Source organism: Sinorhizobium sojae CCBAU 05684 (assembly GCF_002288525.1).
Lineage (GTDB): Bacteria > Pseudomonadota > Alphaproteobacteria > Rhizobiales > Rhizobiaceae > Sinorhizobium > Sinorhizobium sojae.
The window spans coordinates 1,598,813-1,615,423 of record NZ_CP023067.1; the positions used below are offsets into that span (position 1 = coordinate 1,598,813).

The following is a 16,611-nucleotide window of genomic DNA, read 5'->3' on the forward strand; positions in this document are numbered from 1 at the left end:
AAGTAAAGGAATCTAAGCAGGCATTCGTGGGGAAACCCACGAATGCCTGCTTAGCGCATCGGCCCGAAAATCGTACCCGATTTTCGGAAAGCTCGATGCCCAGATTCAAAGAGTTACAGCGACCTTTGCGCGTCTGAAAAGACGCGCGGCGCTGTAAAACCGCTGCACACTTTTTTGCGACATGCATTATCTTTCGTCGTCCTGAAAGCGGGCGAAGACATAGCCGGCGCCGCGCACGGTGATTATGCGCCTCGGATGTTTGGGATCGTTCTCGATGGCCGCGCGGATGCGCGAGATATGGACGTCTATGGAGCGATCGAAGGCTTCCAGCTCCTCGCCTTTAACCGCATCCATAAGCTGCTCGCGCGACAATGTGCGACCGGCATGTTCGGCAAGCACCACGAGCAGGTCGAACTGATAGCTTGTCAGCGCACAGTCGCGGCCGTCGATCCTGACCGAGCGGGATCCCGGATCGATCTCCAGCCGCCCGAAGCGCAAGGTCCGCGAAACCGCCGGGCCGCCATTACGGCGGCGCAGGATCGCCTTCAGTCGGGCCAGCAGTTCGCGCGGGTTGAAGGGCTTGGGCAGATAGTCGTCGGCCCCGAGTTCCAACCCGACGATGCGGTCCGTCTCTTCGCCTTTGGCCGTGAGCATCAGGATCGGTACGTCGGAGACCGTGCGCATGCGCCGGCAGGCCTCGAAGCCGTCAAGGTCCGGCAGCATGACGTCGAGGATCACGGCGTCCGGCGCCCGGCGACCGAGCTCCGTCAGTCCCGCCGTCGCCGTCGCCGCCGTGTGCACGGAATAGCCGTTCCCGGAGAGATAGTCGGAGAGCATGGCGGACAGGCGCGTGTCGTCATCAACAATCAGGACCCGTTCCGCCATCTTTTACGCTCCGTTCAGTCGCTTGCGCGACTCAAGCTTATCGCCATCGGTATTACCATCGGCCGCGGCCCCTGCGCTCCTTCAAATGCTCGACGAGCTTGGTGCGCTGCTCCGGCGTCAGCACTTCCGCAGCATCGAGGAGCGCAGTCGTCATCTTGCGCGAAGCATCGTCGATGGCCGCTATGCGTTCGCTGCGCAGCTTCTCGGCGGCGGCGCGGTCGACGGTCGGCGCGCCGAGAAGTTCGATAACCTCTTCGCGCGTCTCGCGGAAGTCCCGGACGGTCGGCCTGATCTCGGCGCGGGCCTTGTCGATGATATCCCAAAGCTTGTCTTCCTGCTCAGGCGACGCATCGAGTTCATCAAGCACGGAGCCGATCCGGTGTTCCATGAAGCCACCTCCCATATGCGCGTGCATCATATGGCCGCCGAACCGGCCCATGCCGAAGCCGAAATCGTCGCTGCGTGCAGCGGCATAGCCAACCACGCTGACGACGGCGACGGCTGCAAGTCCGCCGATCGCGGCGCGCCGTCCCCATCCTTTTGAAACCGCTTCGCGGGCCTGCGGGCTCGACAGGTTCTTGTCCTCGTTTTCCATGGTTAGTCTCCTTTCACTCCGCAGCACCTTGCTGCGATGGAGCAAAGCTAGCGAGGCAACGTTTCGAGCCTTCCGGGAGAATGTAAAGAATTGTAAAGCCGCAGCGGCGGTTTGGCGGCCAGCGCATTGCCGGGTCGGCCGAGGAATGGTGTCCCCAAGCCGGTCACGGAGTCCTGGCTCTGCGGCGATCGGCCTCGCATGCCGTGGTCGGCCCGATCGGACCCAATTGTCGGAAGCACGATGCGCAGCTTCAGGCGTTGAAGACGCTCCCCCATCCAGGACTCATCGGTCAACGATCTCATCTCGCTGGACCAGGTCCTGAACTCGAATGCTTCGGGGAACATCGGCGGCGGCTGTCCGTTCGAGGAATACACTCCGGAGAACACGCGCAACGCATACTCTGCCGAACGCGGGGGAGGACAAACATGAACAAGAGGCTCTTCCCGGGCTCTCCGCCGACGATTACGCGAGACTCACTGGTTCCGCTCAAGGACATGCGGAAGAGACGCCTTCATCCACCGCGGACCATGGGCACAACGGCTCCTCAACTGCCGAGCCTCCAGGAGAATAGTCCATGCATAAAAACGGAAAGGCGAACATGTCCTACGTCCGCTTCGGCCTGATGATCCTCACTTCCACGGTGTTGATGTTCATCCTGATGTATCTCAACACCTACGCCTGGGAGCACGTCTTCTTCTCGGAAACCCGCATCTACATGGCGGTCCTGATGGGCGCGACGATGGCGGTCGTGATGCTCGCCTACATGCTGGGCATGTATTCCGACAAGCAGCTCAACGCTGCGATATTCGCGGGAGCAGCGATCGTCTTTGCGCTTTCCCTTTGGCTTGTTCGCAGTCAGGCCACAGTCTCCGGACCGAGCTATATGCGGGCGATGATCCCGCACCACTCGATCGCCATCATGACCTCCGAGCGCGCGCAGATCCGAGATCCGCGGGTGCGGAAACTCGCCGACGAGATCATCGAGGCGCAGCGCCGCGAGATTGCCGAAATGCGCTACCTCATTGCGGAGGCTTCTTCTGGCAAGAGGGGGGACAGCATCTACAAGGACCCGCCCGCCGAACCGGGTACTGTGGAGGATGCTCTTTCAAACACTCTCATCAGTCAGCTCGACCTCGCGCCAATGCCGGACGCGGAGGCCGACCGTGTCCTCGAGGCGGACGCCCGCTGCACTTTCAACCGCAGTCCGGAATCCGACCCGATCCTCTGGGCCGCTCGGGACGGTAGCGGAGCGGCAGTAAAGCTGAACGGGGTCCTCGTCACCCTCGATACAGCTGGCGACCCAAAAACCGGCACCGCGACGTTTTCCTCGCCCGGCACCGCCGTCACTATCCGGCCTCTCGGCGAGGATGCGGACTGGCGCGCGGATGCGGAGCTCGTCTTTCAACTCGATCAGGGCCTGATCGTCGGATATCGCGGCTTCTACGCCTGCAGGAGCTGATTGTCGGGGGAAGACCGCCACTGCGAGAGGAAGGACGCCCTGAAAGGAGGCCAACCCATGGCATGGGACCAAAGCCAAAAGAGCGCCGTACTCTACCGAATGGTCATGCCCGACCACCTTTGCCCCTACGGGCTGAAGTCAAAGGACCTTCTGGAAAGGCAGGGGTTCTCGGTCGACGATCGGCACCTCAAGACCCGTGAGGAGACCGACGCGTTCATGAAGGAACACGCAGTGGACACGACGCCGCAAACCTTCATCGATGGCAAGCGCATCGGCGGCTACGATGAACTGCGCGAGCATTTCGGACAGGATGTAAAGGACGAAGACGAGGCCAGCTATCAGCCGGTCATTGCGATCTTCGCGACCGCGTTCCTGATGGCCCTCGCCTTCAGTTGGTACACGTTCGAGACGGTCTTCACGATACCGGCACTCGAATGGTTCATCGCCATCAGCATGTGCATCCTCGCCGTCCAGAAGCTACAGGACGTTGAAAGCTTCTCGACAATGTTCCTCAACTACGACCTGCTGGCGCGCCGATGGGTGCGATACGGCTATCTCTATCCGATCGGCGAGGCACTGGCCGGAATCCTGATGATTGCCGGTGCGCTGATCTTTATCGCGGCCCCGGTGGCGCTTCTCATCGGCACGGTCGGCGCGGTCTCGGTCTTCAAGGCCGTCTATGTCGACAAACGTGAACTGAAATGCGCCTGCGTAGGCGGAAGGAGCAACGTCCCTCTTGGCTTCGTATCGCTGACGGAGAACCTGATGATGGTCGCCATGGCGATTTGGATGTCAGCCAAGATGTTGTGGATCAGCTGACATCTTGCCGTTGACCACTTGAAAAATGCTCCAAAAAAGCCGCCCGATCAAACCGGCGGGCGGCGGCAGTTTCCGAATGGACCGGATGATTAGCTCTTTTGAATCTGTTCGACCGCTTCGCCCAGGAATTCGATCATCCGCATGCGGATTTCGTCCTCCGATTGTGCCACCCCGGCAGCGTCGAAGTCGGCCTTGACCTTGCGCACGACGTCCTCATGCCCCGCCTCTTCGAAATCCGCGGCAACCACTTCCCGAGCATAGCCCTCCGGATCGGCCTTGTTCAAAAGACCGGCGGCCCAGAGGCCAAGCAATTTGTTGCGGCGCGCCAAGGCCTTGAATTTCAACTCTTCATCGAGAGCAAACTTCGTCTCGAAAGCCTTCTCGCGATCGTGGATGCTGGTCATCAATCAATCTCCCTTTCCTCTCGGAAGTTGCTATCGCCATAAACCAAAACGCCGCCGAAAGTGCAATGCGCGTTTTCGTGTTTGCCGACTTTCATGATACCCTAATCTAAATCGGGGGATGTGAAGATACGCCGATTGTGAAATGCGTTCTTTTCAGATATGGACCCGCTGAGAAAATTCCAATTGCGCGACCCAAGCGCGCCAACAAGCACAGAGACAAGTCCATGAATCGTCGCCGCCGTATCTACGAGGGCAAGGCCAAGATCCTGTACGAGGGTCCGGAACCAGGCACGTTGATCCAGTTCTTCAAGGATGACGCCACCGCTTTCAACAAGAAAAAACACGACGTCATCGACGGCAAGGGTGTGCTCAACAACCGCATCTCCGAATACATCTTCACGCATCTGAACAAGATCGGCATTCCGACGCATTTCATCCGTCGCCTCAACATGCGCGAGCAGCTGATCAAGGAAGTGGAGATCATTCCGCTCGAGATCGTCGTGCGCAACGTCGCCGCCGGCTCGCTCGCCAAGCGCCTGGGCATCGAGGAAGGCACGGTCCTGCCGCGGTCCATCATAGAGTTCTATTACAAGGCCGACGCGCTTGACGACCCGATGGTCTCGGAAGAGCACATCACGGCCTTCGGCTGGGCAAGCCCGCAGGAACTCGACGACATCATGGCGCTCGCCATCCGCATCAACGATTTTCTCTCCGGCCTCTTCCTCGGGGTCGGCATCCAGCTGGTGGACTTCAAGATCGAGTGCGGCCGTCTTTATGAAGGCGACATGATGCGCATCGTTCTGGCCGACGAGATCTCACCGGACAGCTGCCGCCTCTGGGATGTCGAGACGAAGGAAAAGATGGACAAGGACCGGTTCCGCCGCGATATGGGCGGTTTGGTCGAGGCCTATCAGGAAGTGGCTCGCCGTCTCGGAATCATCAACGAAAACGAGCCGCCGCGCGGCTCCGGTCCGGTGCTCGTCAAGTAAGTTCGGGGATTAGCAAAAGTGATCAAGGCACGCGTAACCGTGACGCTGAAGAACGGCGTACTCGACCCTCAGGGCAAGGCGATCGAAGGCGCACTCGGCGCCCTCGGCTTCGACAGCATCGGCCATGTACGCCAGGGCAAGGTCTTCGACCTCGAGCTCGAAACCGCCGACAGGACCAAGGCCGAAGCGGATCTCAAGGCCATGTGCGAGAAGCTGCTCGCAAACACCGTTATCGAAAACTACAGCATCTCCCTCGCCTGACGGCGGGGCGGCTTGCGCATCGGCCCGAAAATCGTACCGGATTTCGGAAAGCTCGATACGCAGAATGAAAGAGCTACAGCGACCTTTGCGCGTCTGAAATGACGCGCGGCGCTGTAGCCGCCGGCAGGTTCCCATTCGTCTTTTCCCTTGGGGTATGCTGGCGCTTCCAACGCATAGAAACTGCCTCGCGCCATAGAGGCCGCGAGACCAAGGCGAGGTATCCACGTCCATGAAATCCGCCGTCGTTCAGCTTCCTGGCCTCAACCGCGATCGCGACATGATTGCGGCGCTAACGCAGATTTCCGGCAAGGTACCGGTCACCGTCTGGCAGACCGAAACGGAAATCCCAGATGTCGACCTGGTCGTCATCCCCGGCGGCTTCTCCTATGGAGATTACCTGCGCTGCGGCGCGATCGCCGCGCGCATGCCGGTAATGCAGGCGATCAAGGCCAAGGCGGAACAGGGCGTCCGCGTTCTCGGCGTGTGCAACGGCTTTCAGATCCTGGTCGAATCCGGTCTTCTGCCGGGCGCGCTGATGCGCAATGCCTCGCTGAAATTCGTCTGCCGCGAGGTGAAGCTCGAAGTCGCCAATGGCGACACGTCATTCACGCGCGCCTATGCCAAGGGCCAGGTGATCCGCTGCCCCGTTGCCCACCATGACGGCAATTACTTTGCCGATGCGGAAACGCTGAAGGCGATCGAAGGCAACGGCCAGGTCGTGTTCCGCTATGCCGACGGCACCAACCCGAACGGCTCCATCAATGATATTGCCGGCGTCATCAACGCGAAGGGCAATGTTCTCGGCATGATGCCGCATCCGGAGAACCTGATCGAGGCGGCCCATGGCGGTGCGGACGGACGCGGACTCTTCGCTTCCGCGCTGGACGTGATCGCGGCCTGAGCGAACTACAGCGCCGCGCGTCTTATAAGGCGCGCCAAGATTGCTCCAGCAGTTCCAATTCCTGTTTCGTTTCCTGCACGCGCCTCCGGCCCTTCGGAAACGAATTCGGCATCCAATCTCACCAGTGCGAGGCGCCAAGCCATCCCATGCTTTACGGACGTTTCCTTGCGCTTGCCTCGGCGACGGCAAGCCTCATCCTCGTCGCCGGTTGCCAATCCAATCGACCGGCCGCCTCGGCGGCAAGTTCTGCCGCCTTGCCGACGATGGAGCGTATAGCACTCGGCGCCAGCGGTTGCTGGTTCAAATCGGGCGATCCGGCATTCCAGGCCTACCGCCTGGCGCCGGAGCTCAACTCCTTCTCCGGCCGCCCGCGCATTCTGATCGTGCCGGCCAAATCTCCCGAAGCGCGCCCCCTCGCCGTCATCCAGGCGGAAGGACAGCCTGCCCGCCTCGAAGCTTTCGGCCCGCTTTTCAGCGAGCCCGTGGGCGCCCGCATGTCGGCTGACGTTCGCCGTTGGGCGGCGGGCGACAGGGGCTGCAGCTGAACCTCGGCGTATCGCGATTGCCACTCATCCGCTACCGGCTTTCTCCCCGCAAGCGGGGCGAAGGGACTCGCGGAGCGCACTCCGACCCATTTCCCGTGTCCGGAGCGAGCGTCGCGTCAGGAGCATACGGTGCGGCTGAGCACATGGGCGGCCCCTCGCCCCGATTGCGGGGAGAGGGTTAGGGTGAGGGGCTTTTTTAGCGCATCGACCCGCAACCTATGCCGCCCCTACCGCCAGAACGGCACGGCCGCCTCGCGCCGCGCCTCCGCTTCCGTGAGCCCGATGTCCTTGAGTTGCTCGGCGCTGAGTTCGCCGAGCGCAAGCCGGCTGCGTCTCTTGCTGGCGAGGGCGCTGTAGGCGCGCCAAAGCCGCAGCAAAGCACCAACAGGCCCGGGTTTGCTATTCGAAGCAGTATCCGCAATTCCTGCATTTCGCTTGTGCGACAGCTGGATTGCATCAATTGTACCCATTGCCCTCACCTCTGCATCAATTGTCACCTATCGTCTGTGATAATTGACAGGAAATTTGAGGCAATATAGATAATTGTCACTATGACAACTTGGCTCCCTGATATACAGCAGGGCCGCGGCCCTATCTACGCGCGCATCGCAGACCAGATCGAGGAGGCGATCGGCAACGGAATACTGCCCGCGGGCACGAAGTTGCCACCGCAACGCAACCTCGCTTTCGATATCGGGGTGACAATCGGCACGATCGGCCGCGCCTACAATATTGTCCGCGAGCGCGGCCTCGTCAGTGGCGAGGTGGGCCGCGGCACCTATGTGCTCGATCATCCGGAGAGCAGGCCTCCGGAACAGTCCGATCCGCTGACCACGTCGCTCGCCGGCACCCGTCCGATCGTAGCGCCTGCAGGCAAATTGCGTTTCGACAGCACCGCGGCACCGGATATCGGCCAGGGGGACATTCTCGCGAGGCTGCTGAGCGACATCAGCCGCGAGCATCACGCGGACATTGCCAGCTATGCCCGCAATTTCCCCGATCACTGGTTCGAGGCGGGCGCACAATGGCTGGCACGCGGCAGTTTCCGGCCGGAGGCAGAGCGCATCGTACCGACACTCGGGGCCCATGCCGCCGTTATCGCCGTGATCTCCGCAGTGACCTCGCCCGGTGACCGCATTGCCTTCGAAACCTTGACCTATTCGCAAGTGAGCCGCAGCGCCGGGCTGATCGGTCGACGCATTGCCCTGATGGAAAGCGACGAGTTGGGGCTGCTGCCGGAGGATTTCGAGCGCGTTTGCGCCCAGCAGCACCCGAAGCTCGCCTTCCTGATGCCGAGCGCCCAGAACCCGACGGTCGCCATCATGCCGCTCGACCGTCGCCAGGCGATCGCCGACATTGCCCGGCGATACGGTGTCTGGCTGATAGAAGACGATCTCTATGGTTCGATGACCGGAGATCCGCTGCCGTCGCTTGCGGAACTCGCGCCCGAGAGAACCTTCCTCGTCGGCGGTCTGTCGAAATCGGTAGCCGCCGGCGTGCGCGGCGGCTGGGTGGCCTGCCCGCCGCATTTCAGCCAGCGCATCCGCATCTCCCACAAGATGATCAGTGGCGGCCTCCCTTTCCTTCTCGCAGAACTTTGCGCTCGGTTGGTCCTTTCCGGTGCCGCAGCTGCCTTGCGCGACCGCAGCGTCGAAGAAATCGGTGTGCGCGAAGCCATGGCGCGCGAAATCTTCTCCGGCTTCGAGTTCAGGTCCCACCCGAAGGTGCCGTTTCTCTGGTTGAAACTGCCTGACCCTTGGCTCTCCGGGACATTCAAGCAGGCGGCCCTGCAGGAGGGCGTGCTCATCGACGATGAGGACGAGTTCAAGGCCGGACGCGCCGATCGCGTCTTCCACCGCATCCGCGTCGGCTTCTCCTCTGCTGCCGAACGCTCCGAAGTGGAGCGAGGCTTCCATATTCTCCGCCGCCTGCTCGACAGCGGTCGCGCCGGCTACGACAGTTTCGACTGAACATTCTCGTCGCGACGGCTTTTGCGTAAGCAACGGCGATCTATAGTTGTCGCCGTTGCTCCGGTTGATTCGCCTGCAAAGGATACTCGGTCATGGCCCAGTCGGCTTCGTTCGCCGCTCCATTCTTCCGGCCCGCTATGAGCGCCCTGGTGCTGTTGGGTAGCCTCGCGGCTTCATCTGCTCAGGCGGATGACGCGATCTTCGACGAAATGCGGTTCGGCCTCACGGCCCCAGTAGAGGGCGGAAAACACCATGAGCGTGGACTATTCCCCTCCTTCACGGTTTTCTTCGACCCGCTTGGCGCCGACAGCGCGAGCACGCGCCGAAAAAATCCTGCGGCCGCGCATCCATGCGGGAGCCTCGGCCGCGACCTCGTCCAGCGGCATAAACCAGATGTATGGCGGCTTCAGCTGGGACGCAGATATTGGCGAACGGCTTTTTGTCGAACTGGGCGCCGGCGCAACGGTTCACGACGGCAACCTCGACGACGGATCCGACGGGCCGAAGCTCGGCTGCCGGGTGCTCTTTCGCGAATATGCCGCCGCCGGCTATCGTTTCGACGCCAACTGGAGCCTGTCGGCCACGATCGAGCACAACTCGCATGCCAATATTTGCGATGGCCCGAACGGCGGCCTCACCCGGGCCGGACTGATGCTCGGCTACAGGTTCTAGCCGCTTGCGGAACGCGGACCCGTTCAAGGACTCTTGCAACCTGTCCGCTGTTGATCGGCGGCATTTTTCTGTCGCGCCGCGGTCCCGCTTAGGCTAAAGAAGCCGCGAAACGTTCCCTGCAGCGCCGGGCGTCCCATCAGACGCGCAAAGGCCGTTGCAGCATTCTGAATTCAGTATCTGCTGCGGTTCGCACGCGCCGTATTCTTCCCGGAAGGGTTTGCGCGCCGCCCGAAGGATTGACGGTCGACGATGACGATTTCCAACACCCGCCCCATCACCCCGGACCTCATCGCCTCTCACGGGCTGAAACCCGATGAATACGAACGCATCCTGAGCCTGATCGGGCGCGAACCGACCTTCACCGAACTCGGCATTTTCTCGGCGATGTGGAATGAGCACTGCTCGTACAAATCCTCGAAGAAGTGGCTGCGCACGCTCCCGACCAAGGGGCCGCGCGTCATCCAGGGGCCCGGCGAGAATGCCGGCGTGGTCGACATTGACGACGGCGACTGCGTGGTCTTCAAGATGGAGAGCCACAACCACCCCTCCTATATCGAGCCCTATCAGGGTGCGGCGACCGGCGTCGGCGGCATCCTTCGTGACGTCTTCACCATGGGCGCGCGGCCGATCGCAGCGATGAATGCGCTGCGCTTCGGCGCGCCCGATCATCCGAAGACGCGCCATCTCGTTTCCGGCGTCGTCGCCGGAATCGGCGGCTACGGCAATTCCTTCGGTGTGCCGACGGTTGGCGGCGAGGTCGAGTTCGACGCCCGCTATAACGGCAACATTCTCGTCAATGCCTTCGCCGCCGGTCTCGCCAAGAGCGATGCGATCTTCTATTCGAAGGCGGAAGGCGTCGGCCTCCCCGTCGTCTATCTGGGCGCCAAGACCGGTCGCGACGGCGTCGGCGGCGCCACCATGGCCTCGGCTGAATTCGACGAGTCGATCGACGAAAAGCGCCCGACCGTGCAGGTCGGCGACCCCTTCACGGAAAAGTGCCTGCTGGAAGCCTGCCTGGAACTCATGCGGACCGGCGCTGTCATCGCCATCCAGGACATGGGCGCGGCCGGGCTGACCTGCTCCGCCGTCGAGATGGGCGCCAAGGGCGACCTCGGCATCGAACTCGATCTCGACAAGGTCCCGGTCCGCGAAGAGCGGATGACGGCCTATGAAATGATGCTTTCGGAAAGCCAGGAGCGCATGCTGATGGTGCTGCGCCCGGAAAAGGAAGAAGAGGCCAAGGCGATCTTCGTCAAATGGGGCCTGGATTTTGCAATCGTCGGCAAGACCACGGACGATCTGCGCTTCCGCATCCTGCACCAGGGCGAAGAGGTCGCAAACCTGCCGATCAAGGAACTGGGCGACGAGGCGCCGGAATATGACCGCCCCTGGACGCCGGCGAAGAGCACCTCGCCGCTCGAAACGAACGACATCCCGCAGGCCGATATCGCCGATGCGCTCCTGAAGCTCGTCGAATCCGCCAACAATTCTTCGCGCCGCTGGGTTTACGAGCAGTACGACACGCTGATCCAGGGCAATTCGCTGCAGCTGCCAGGCGGCGACGCAGGCGTCGTCCGGGTCGACGGTCATGAGACCAAGGCGCTCGCCTTCTCCTCCGACGTGACCCCGCGTTACGTCGAGGCCGACCCGTTCGAGGGCGGTAAGCAGGCCGTTGCCGAGTGCTGGCGAAATCTGACGGCGACCGGTGCCCTGCCCCTTGCCGCGACAGACAATCTGAACTTCGGCAATCCGGAGCGTCCGGAGATCATGAGCCAGTTCGTCCACGCGATCAAAGGCATCGGCGAGGCCTGCCGTGCCCTCGACTTCCCGATCGTCTCCGGCAACGTCTCGCTCTACAACGAGACCAATGGCCAGGCGATCCTGCCGACCCCGACCATCGGCGGCGTCGGTCTGATCAAGGACTGGTCGAGGATGGCTCGCATCCGCTTTGCCGCGGCCGGCGAAACCGTCCTGCTCGCCGGCGCTCCCGAAGGCTGGGGCACGCATATTGCGCAGTCGGTCTATATGCGCGACATCCATGGCCGCTCCGACGGGCCGGCGCCGCACGTGGATCTGGCGCATGAGCGCAAGGTCGGCGATTTTGTCCGCGGCCTGATCGAAGACGGTCTGGCGACCGCCGTGCATGACTGCTCGTCCGGGGGTCTCGCACTTGCCGTCGCCGAAATGGCGATGGCCTCCGGCATCGGGGTGACGATCGCAGCACCGGAGGGACGCGATCCGATCCCGGTCTTCTACGGAGAAGACCAGGGCCGCTATGTCGTGACCGTCGCCGACACCAATGTCGATTCGGTCGCTGCACGGGCGAAGGCCGCGGGGATCGCCCTGCCGGTCATCGGCAAGACCGGCGGTGTTGCGGTCAAGCTCGGCGAGGCGAAGGCAGTACCGGTGGCTGAACTGAGGTCCGCCCACGAGGCCTGGTTCCCCACCTACATGGGTGGTGATCTCGCGCCGGACAATTGATCGAAAGCCCACTCGAAAAGCCTCAAATCAGCATTTGCTTTCCGCCCCTGAATCGTGGTTCCCTTGAACTCATGAATGGCGGATAGCAGAGCTTTCGCCTACGCGATAACAAGGAGTTGGCGTATCATGCCCATGGCACCAGGCGACATCGAAGACATGATCAAGGCCGGCATCCCCGGCGCAAAGGTCACGATCCGCGATTTGGCCGGTGACGGCGACCACTATGCCGCCGAAGTCGTGGCCGAAGCGTTTCGTGGAAAGACCCGCGTGCAACAGCATCAGATGGTCTACAACGCCCTGAAGGGACATATGGGTGGCATGCTGCATGCCCTCGCCCTGCAGACCAGCGCCCCGGACTGAGCCGGATGGCAGACCTGATCAGGGACCTCGTCAGCGGCGTTATCGACAGTGCATTAAGGGAAATCCTCAAGAAGACCGGCGCCACGAGAACGGCGGCTCGACGGGCGAAGCGCCGGTCCCGGCAGACCACGTCGGGCGGCGGCCTCCTCGCCGACATCCTCGAGGCGGCAAGCCGCAAACCGGCGAAGAAGCAGGTGAGCCGTCGCCGCACCGTCAAGGCCCGAAGCAAGCTTCGCCGGCGCTCGGCCTAGCGCATCGGTCCGAAATCGGAACCGATCTTCGGAAATCGCTATGCGCCGATTCAAATACAAGCTTTATGCCGCCGGACGGACAATAAGCCCTTGATGCTACGAGAGCCGCATCTTGAGGACCATCAATATTTATTGCGGCGGGGTGGGTGAAAAGTCACCCCATGCATGCTATCTAGGCTCGAGACCCGGTCCTTGAAACCGGTGCAAGAAGGAAGACAAGATGAGCGGAATTCACGATTTCATTGACAACGAGGTCAAGACCAACGACGTCGTCCTCTTCATGAAGGGCACGCCGCAGTTTCCGCAGTGCGGTTTCTCCGGGCAGGTCGTCCAGATCCTCGACTATGTGGGCGTCGACTACAAGGGCATCAACGTGCTTGCCGATGGGGATTTGCGCCAGGGTATCAAGGATTATTCGAGCTGGCCGACCATTCCGCAGCTCTATGTGAAGGGCGAATTCATCGGTGGCTGCGACATCGTCCGGGAAATGTTCCAAGCCGGCGAGCTTCAGACGCTCCTTCAGAACAATGGTATCTCCGTCAAAGGCGCCGCCTGACATCTGACGGCCGGCATTTTCGCCAAGGTCGAAAAGGCGGGTGACCGCCTTTTTTGATTCAAGGACTTTATGCCGATCGTCTAAATTTCGATGCGCTCCATGAGTAAGCAGCATATTTCGGATTGCTTACAGAGATCTCATGAGCAGGCGCCACCTGTAACAACGCCGGCCGAAACGTGAGGACGCGCTCTTGCCGCCTCGCAGATTGCGATTTCCCTACAGCGCCGCGCGTCTTTTGAGACGCGCAAAGGGCGCTGGGACACTTTGAGTTGCTGCATGACTCCGCGGAGGACCCGTCGGTAACGTCCTCGGCGCCATTCTTGACCGAACACACAGGCCCGGAGCGGGTCGCCAAGCACTGAATTAGCACCCCTTACAAGAAGTTGCCGCGCGTTTTGTGAGTTCTACCTTAAGCCGCAAGCGCGTGTGTCTGCAGGTATCAAGACATGACAAAGCCGTTAGATCAGTCCGCCGCCCTTTCCGGGTTGTCGAAGGTTCAGTTCATCGCGCTGATGGCCATGCTGATGTCCATCAACGCACTTTCGATCGACATCATGCTTCCGGGCCTGCAGGAGATCGGCGCCAGCCTCGGCGTTGCCGACGAAAACGACCGCCAATACATCATCTCCGCCTATCTGTTCGGTATGGGCTTCGCGCAATTGTTCTTCGGGCCTCTTTCCGATCGGCTGGGACGAAAGGCACCGCTTCTAGGTGGGCTTGCGCTTTACGCCAGTTGCGCGCTGGCGATTGCCTTCGTGCCGACCTTCACGGCGCTCCTGCTCCTTCGGTTCGTACAGGGCGTCGGCGCGGCCGCGACCCGGGTCGTGACGGTTTCCATAGTTCGCGACGTTTATGGCGGCCGTCAGATGGCGGAAATCATGTCCCTGGTGATGATGGTGTTCATGATCGTCCCTGTCGTGGCGCCGAGCATGGGGCAATTGATCATGATCTTCGCCGAATGGCACATGATCTTCGTGGTCATTGCGCTCTTCGGCCTTGCCGTTTCGGCGCCGGTCGCCCTTCGCCTCCGGGAAACGCTGGATCCCGCCTATCGACGTGCCTTCACCGCTGCCGTGATACTCGACGGCTTCCGCATCGTGCTCACCAACCGCCTGGCGCTGTCCTATACGCTGGCGACATCGGTGCTCCTCGGCGGGCTCTTTGGATTCGTCAACTCGGCGCAGCAGATTCTCGTCGGCATCTATGGTCTTGGCATCTGGTTTCCGGCGGTTTTCGCAGCCTTCGCCGGGGCGATGGCGCTTGCCTCATTCGCCAATTCGCGTCTCGTCCAGCGGTTCGGCATGCGCGCACTTTCGCATGCGGCTCTTCTCGGCTTCGGACTTACGAGCTTCGTTTGGCTGTCACTGTCGCTGATGGGGCCGCTACCGCTGCCGCTCTTCATCGTGCTTCAAGCCGCGGCCATGTTTCAATTCGGGCTGATGGCGGCGAATTTCAATGCCATGGCCATGGAGCCGCTCGGTCATGTCGCCGGCACCGCCTCCTCCGTTCTCGGCTTCACCCAGACGATCGGCGGAGCGCTTATCGGCGCACTCATCGGCCAAGCCTTCGACGGCACGGTCACCCCCCCGGCTGTCGGCTCATTCAGCGTCGCCATTCTTGCCCTTGCTTTCGTACTCATCGCCGAGGGCGGCAAACTCTTCAGGCCGCACAATCCCTCCGGCTAGCAACGGGTCCTGTGCTTCCGCCCAGGGCGGCGCCTTCCAAACGGTCCATTTCATTTGATCAAATACGGACACTCGACAATGTCTACCATTACCGGACAACCAGATTCGCTCGACAGGATTTCCGGCGCGGCCCGCATTCGCATGGGTCTCGTCGAATTCATCATTACCATCGCCCTCATGACCGCGAGCGTTGCGATCGCGATCGACAGCATGCTGCCGGCCCTGTCGAGCATCGGCCAGTCCCTCCATGTCGCCAACGCCAACGACGCGCAGCTCGTCATCGGCGTGTTCTTCTTCGGCTTCGGCTTCTCACAAATCTTCTTCGGCAGCCTGTCCGATGCATTCGGCCGGCGCGTCGTGCTCATGGGAGGCCTTACCGTCTTCACCCTTTCGATGTTTGCCGCATCGCAGGCGACGAGCTTCGAACAGTTACTCGCGCTCCGCTTCATCCAAGGGATCGGCGCCGCCGCCATCCGCATCACGACGCTGGCGATCGTTCGCGACTGCTTCGGCGGCCGCGAGATGGCGCGCGTCATGTCCTATGTCATGATCGTCTTCATGATCGTGCCGATCGTCGCGCCCTCGTTCGGACAGCTCGTCGTCTTCTATGCCAGCTGGCACTGGATCTTCACCCTGATCGGCTGCATCGGCTCCGTGCTCTTCCTCTGGGCGCTGACGCGCATGAGGGAGTCGTTGCCGCGGGAGGAGCGCCTGCCGCTCTCTGTGGGCGCCGTCCTTGCCGGCTTCCGGACCGTCCTGACGAACCGCATCACCTGTGGCTACATGATCGGCATGACACTCTCCACCGCCGTCATCTGTGCCTATATCGTGACCGTCCAGCAGGTCTTCGGCGAGGTCTACGGGCTCGACGAATGGCTGCCGATCGCCTTTGCCGGAACGGCGGGAGGCATCGCGACCGCCAATCTCGCCAATGGTTTTTTCGTCCGCAGCTTCGGAATGCGTCGCATCTCGCATGCCGCGATGATCCTGTTCACGGGGGTGGCAACTGCCGGCTATGTAATGTCGCTTGGGGGCACGCCCGCCTTTGTCGTAAGCTACGTGCTGTTCTCGGTCCTGCTGATGTTCTTCGCGGTTATCGCCACCAACTTCACCGCCATCAGCCTGGAGCCGATGGGACATCTTGCGGGAACGGCAACGGCGATCACCGGCTTCGTCTCGACAACAGGCGGGGCACTGCTCGGCGGCGGCGTCGGCCAGCTCTTCAACGGCACCCTGCAGCCGCTGTTCGGCGGCTTCGCCCTCTTCGGTCTGTTCACCATCCTCGCAACGCTTTGGGCAGAAAAGGGTAGGCTTTTCACTCACCCGGGGGATCAGGATGTGGTGCACGACCACGGCGTCCACGTCTAGCGCATCGGCCCGAGAAACCGACTTTCGGAAAGCTCTATGCGCAAATTCAACGAGCTCACCTTTGCGCGCCTGAGAGACGCGCGGCGCCGTGACTTTGGAAGCGACAGTGCGGGCGGTTCCGCCCGCATCTCGCCACCTCAGTTCAGATGGGTCTGGAGATCTACCGCCCACCCATGCCGATCGATCCGCCCCTGATCATTGCCGTCTGGCACCGTCGCTCCGCTTCGAGCCCCTTGCACCGCGGGTTGCGTGAAAAGATCATCGGCTTGTCGCGCCTCCTCAATGAAGGCGAGCACACCGCCATTCCAGCGCCGCGCGACTTATCAGACGCGCAAAGGTCGCTACAGCACTTTGAATTGCTGCATGTCTTTGTCCTTAAATCGAGGTCGACTTAAGGAGACATGCAGAGG

18 protein-coding genes and 1 pseudogene are annotated in these 16,611 nt (G+C 61.6%); 15 read left to right on the forward strand and 4 right to left on the reverse strand.

The window, feature by feature from the left end; all coding sequences use genetic code 11:
• Positions 1-186 precede the first annotated feature (186 nt).
• Both SJ05684_RS07885 and SJ05684_RS07890 read right to left on the reverse strand, forming a co-directional pair.
• A complete protein-coding gene (locus tag SJ05684_RS07885) occupies positions 187-885 on the reverse strand; it encodes a response regulator (protein WP_034854880.1) in 699 nt (232 codons plus the stop codon).
• A 52-nt stretch (positions 886-937) separates the two neighbouring features.
• Positions 938-1,480, reverse strand: a complete 543-nt coding sequence (locus SJ05684_RS07890; protein WP_034854881.1) for a Spy/CpxP family protein refolding chaperone — start codon at positions 1,478-1,480, stop codon at positions 938-940.
• Positions 1,481-2,054: 574 nt separating this feature from the next.
• Here SJ05684_RS07890 and SJ05684_RS07900 point away from each other — a divergent pair.
• Both SJ05684_RS07900 and SJ05684_RS07905 read left to right on the forward strand, forming a co-directional pair.
• The gene (locus SJ05684_RS07900) at positions 2,055-2,939 is read left to right on the forward strand and encodes a DUF305 domain-containing protein (protein ID WP_244426638.1); all 885 of its coding nucleotides are present in this window, start codon (positions 2,055-2,057) and stop codon (positions 2,937-2,939) included.
• 57 nt (positions 2,940-2,996) lie between these two features.
• Positions 2,997-3,758 (forward strand): glutaredoxin family protein, encoded by a 762-nt coding sequence (locus tag SJ05684_RS07905; RefSeq protein ID WP_034854884.1) that lies wholly within the window; start codon positions 2,997-2,999, stop codon positions 3,756-3,758.
• Between the two features lie 89 nt (positions 3,759-3,847).
• Here the strand turns inward: SJ05684_RS07905 and SJ05684_RS07910 are convergent, their stop codons facing one another.
• Complete coding sequence (locus SJ05684_RS07910; protein ID WP_034854887.1) at positions 3,848-4,162, reverse strand: DUF1476 domain-containing protein; 315 nt, start codon at positions 4,160-4,162, stop codon at positions 3,848-3,850.
• 224 nt (positions 4,163-4,386) lie between these two features.
• Between SJ05684_RS07910 and purC the strand changes: the two genes are divergently transcribed.
• From purC to SJ05684_RS07930, 4 genes are all read left to right on the forward strand, one after another.
• The gene (gene purC, locus SJ05684_RS07915; protein ID WP_018239850.1) at positions 4,387-5,151 is read left to right on the forward strand and encodes a phosphoribosylaminoimidazolesuccinocarboxamide synthase; all 765 of its coding nucleotides are present in this window, start codon (positions 4,387-4,389) and stop codon (positions 5,149-5,151) included.
• Positions 5,152-5,169: 18 nt separating this feature from the next.
• On the forward strand, positions 5,170-5,412 hold the full coding sequence (purS, locus tag SJ05684_RS07920) for a phosphoribosylformylglycinamidine synthase subunit PurS (protein WP_034854888.1): 243 nt from the start codon (positions 5,170-5,172) through the stop codon (positions 5,410-5,412).
• A gap of 229 nt (positions 5,413-5,641) precedes the next feature.
• A complete protein-coding gene (gene purQ, locus SJ05684_RS07925; RefSeq protein WP_034854889.1) occupies positions 5,642-6,313 on the forward strand; it encodes a phosphoribosylformylglycinamidine synthase subunit PurQ in 672 nt (223 codons plus the stop codon).
• 146 nt (positions 6,314-6,459) lie between these two features.
• The gene (locus SJ05684_RS07930; protein ID WP_034854890.1) at positions 6,460-6,858 is read left to right on the forward strand and encodes a hypothetical protein; all 399 of its coding nucleotides are present in this window, start codon (positions 6,460-6,462) and stop codon (positions 6,856-6,858) included.
• Between the two features lie 227 nt (positions 6,859-7,085).
• Here the strand turns inward: SJ05684_RS07930 and SJ05684_RS29975 are convergent, their stop codons facing one another.
• Positions 7,086-7,328 (reverse strand): DUF1127 domain-containing protein, encoded by a 243-nt coding sequence (locus tag SJ05684_RS29975; RefSeq protein ID WP_034854891.1) that lies wholly within the window; start codon positions 7,326-7,328, stop codon positions 7,086-7,088.
• A gap of 81 nt (positions 7,329-7,409) precedes the next feature.
• Here SJ05684_RS29975 and SJ05684_RS07940 point away from each other — a divergent pair, with 81 nt between their 5' ends.
• The 9 genes and pseudogenes from SJ05684_RS07940 (at position 7,410) to SJ05684_RS29980 (ending at position 16,596) form a co-directional block, all read left to right on the forward strand.
• Positions 7,410-8,828 carry an aminotransferase-like domain-containing protein gene (locus SJ05684_RS07940; protein WP_034854893.1) on the forward strand — a complete coding sequence of 473 codons (1,419 nt, stop codon included), beginning with the start codon at positions 7,410-7,412 and terminating at the stop codon, positions 8,826-8,828.
• A gap of 137 nt (positions 8,829-8,965) precedes the next feature.
• A pseudogene (locus SJ05684_RS07945) lies at positions 8,966-9,500 on the forward strand (acyloxyacyl hydrolase).
• Between the two features lie 249 nt (positions 9,501-9,749).
• Positions 9,750-11,981, forward strand: a complete 2,232-nt coding sequence (purL, locus tag SJ05684_RS07950) for a phosphoribosylformylglycinamidine synthase subunit PurL (RefSeq protein ID WP_034854894.1) — start codon at positions 9,750-9,752, stop codon at positions 11,979-11,981.
• Between the two features lie 126 nt (positions 11,982-12,107).
• Positions 12,108-12,341 carry a BolA/IbaG family iron-sulfur metabolism protein gene (locus tag SJ05684_RS07955; RefSeq protein WP_034854895.1) on the forward strand — a complete coding sequence of 78 codons (234 nt, stop codon included), beginning with the start codon at positions 12,108-12,110 and terminating at the stop codon, positions 12,339-12,341.
• 5 nt (positions 12,342-12,346) lie between these two features.
• Complete coding sequence (locus SJ05684_RS07960; protein WP_034854897.1) at positions 12,347-12,592, forward strand: hypothetical protein; 246 nt, start codon at positions 12,347-12,349, stop codon at positions 12,590-12,592.
• Positions 12,593-12,812: 220 nt separating this feature from the next.
• Positions 12,813-13,148: a Grx4 family monothiol glutaredoxin gene (gene grxD / locus SJ05684_RS07965; protein WP_034854898.1), complete on the forward strand. Its 336-nt coding sequence runs from the start codon at positions 12,813-12,815 to the stop codon at positions 13,146-13,148.
• A gap of 446 nt (positions 13,149-13,594) precedes the next feature.
• Positions 13,595-14,833 (forward strand): multidrug effflux MFS transporter, encoded by a 1,239-nt coding sequence (locus SJ05684_RS07970; RefSeq protein ID WP_095694233.1) that lies wholly within the window; start codon positions 13,595-13,597, stop codon positions 14,831-14,833.
• A gap of 78 nt (positions 14,834-14,911) precedes the next feature.
• On the forward strand, positions 14,912-16,201 hold the full coding sequence (locus SJ05684_RS07975) for a multidrug effflux MFS transporter (protein WP_095694234.1): 1,290 nt from the start codon (positions 14,912-14,914) through the stop codon (positions 16,199-16,201).
• A 173-nt stretch (positions 16,202-16,374) separates the two neighbouring features.
• Positions 16,375-16,596 (forward strand): hypothetical protein, encoded by a 222-nt coding sequence (locus tag SJ05684_RS29980; RefSeq protein WP_034854926.1) that lies wholly within the window; start codon positions 16,375-16,377, stop codon positions 16,594-16,596.
• The last annotated feature ends 15 nt before the right edge of the window (positions 16,597-16,611 follow it).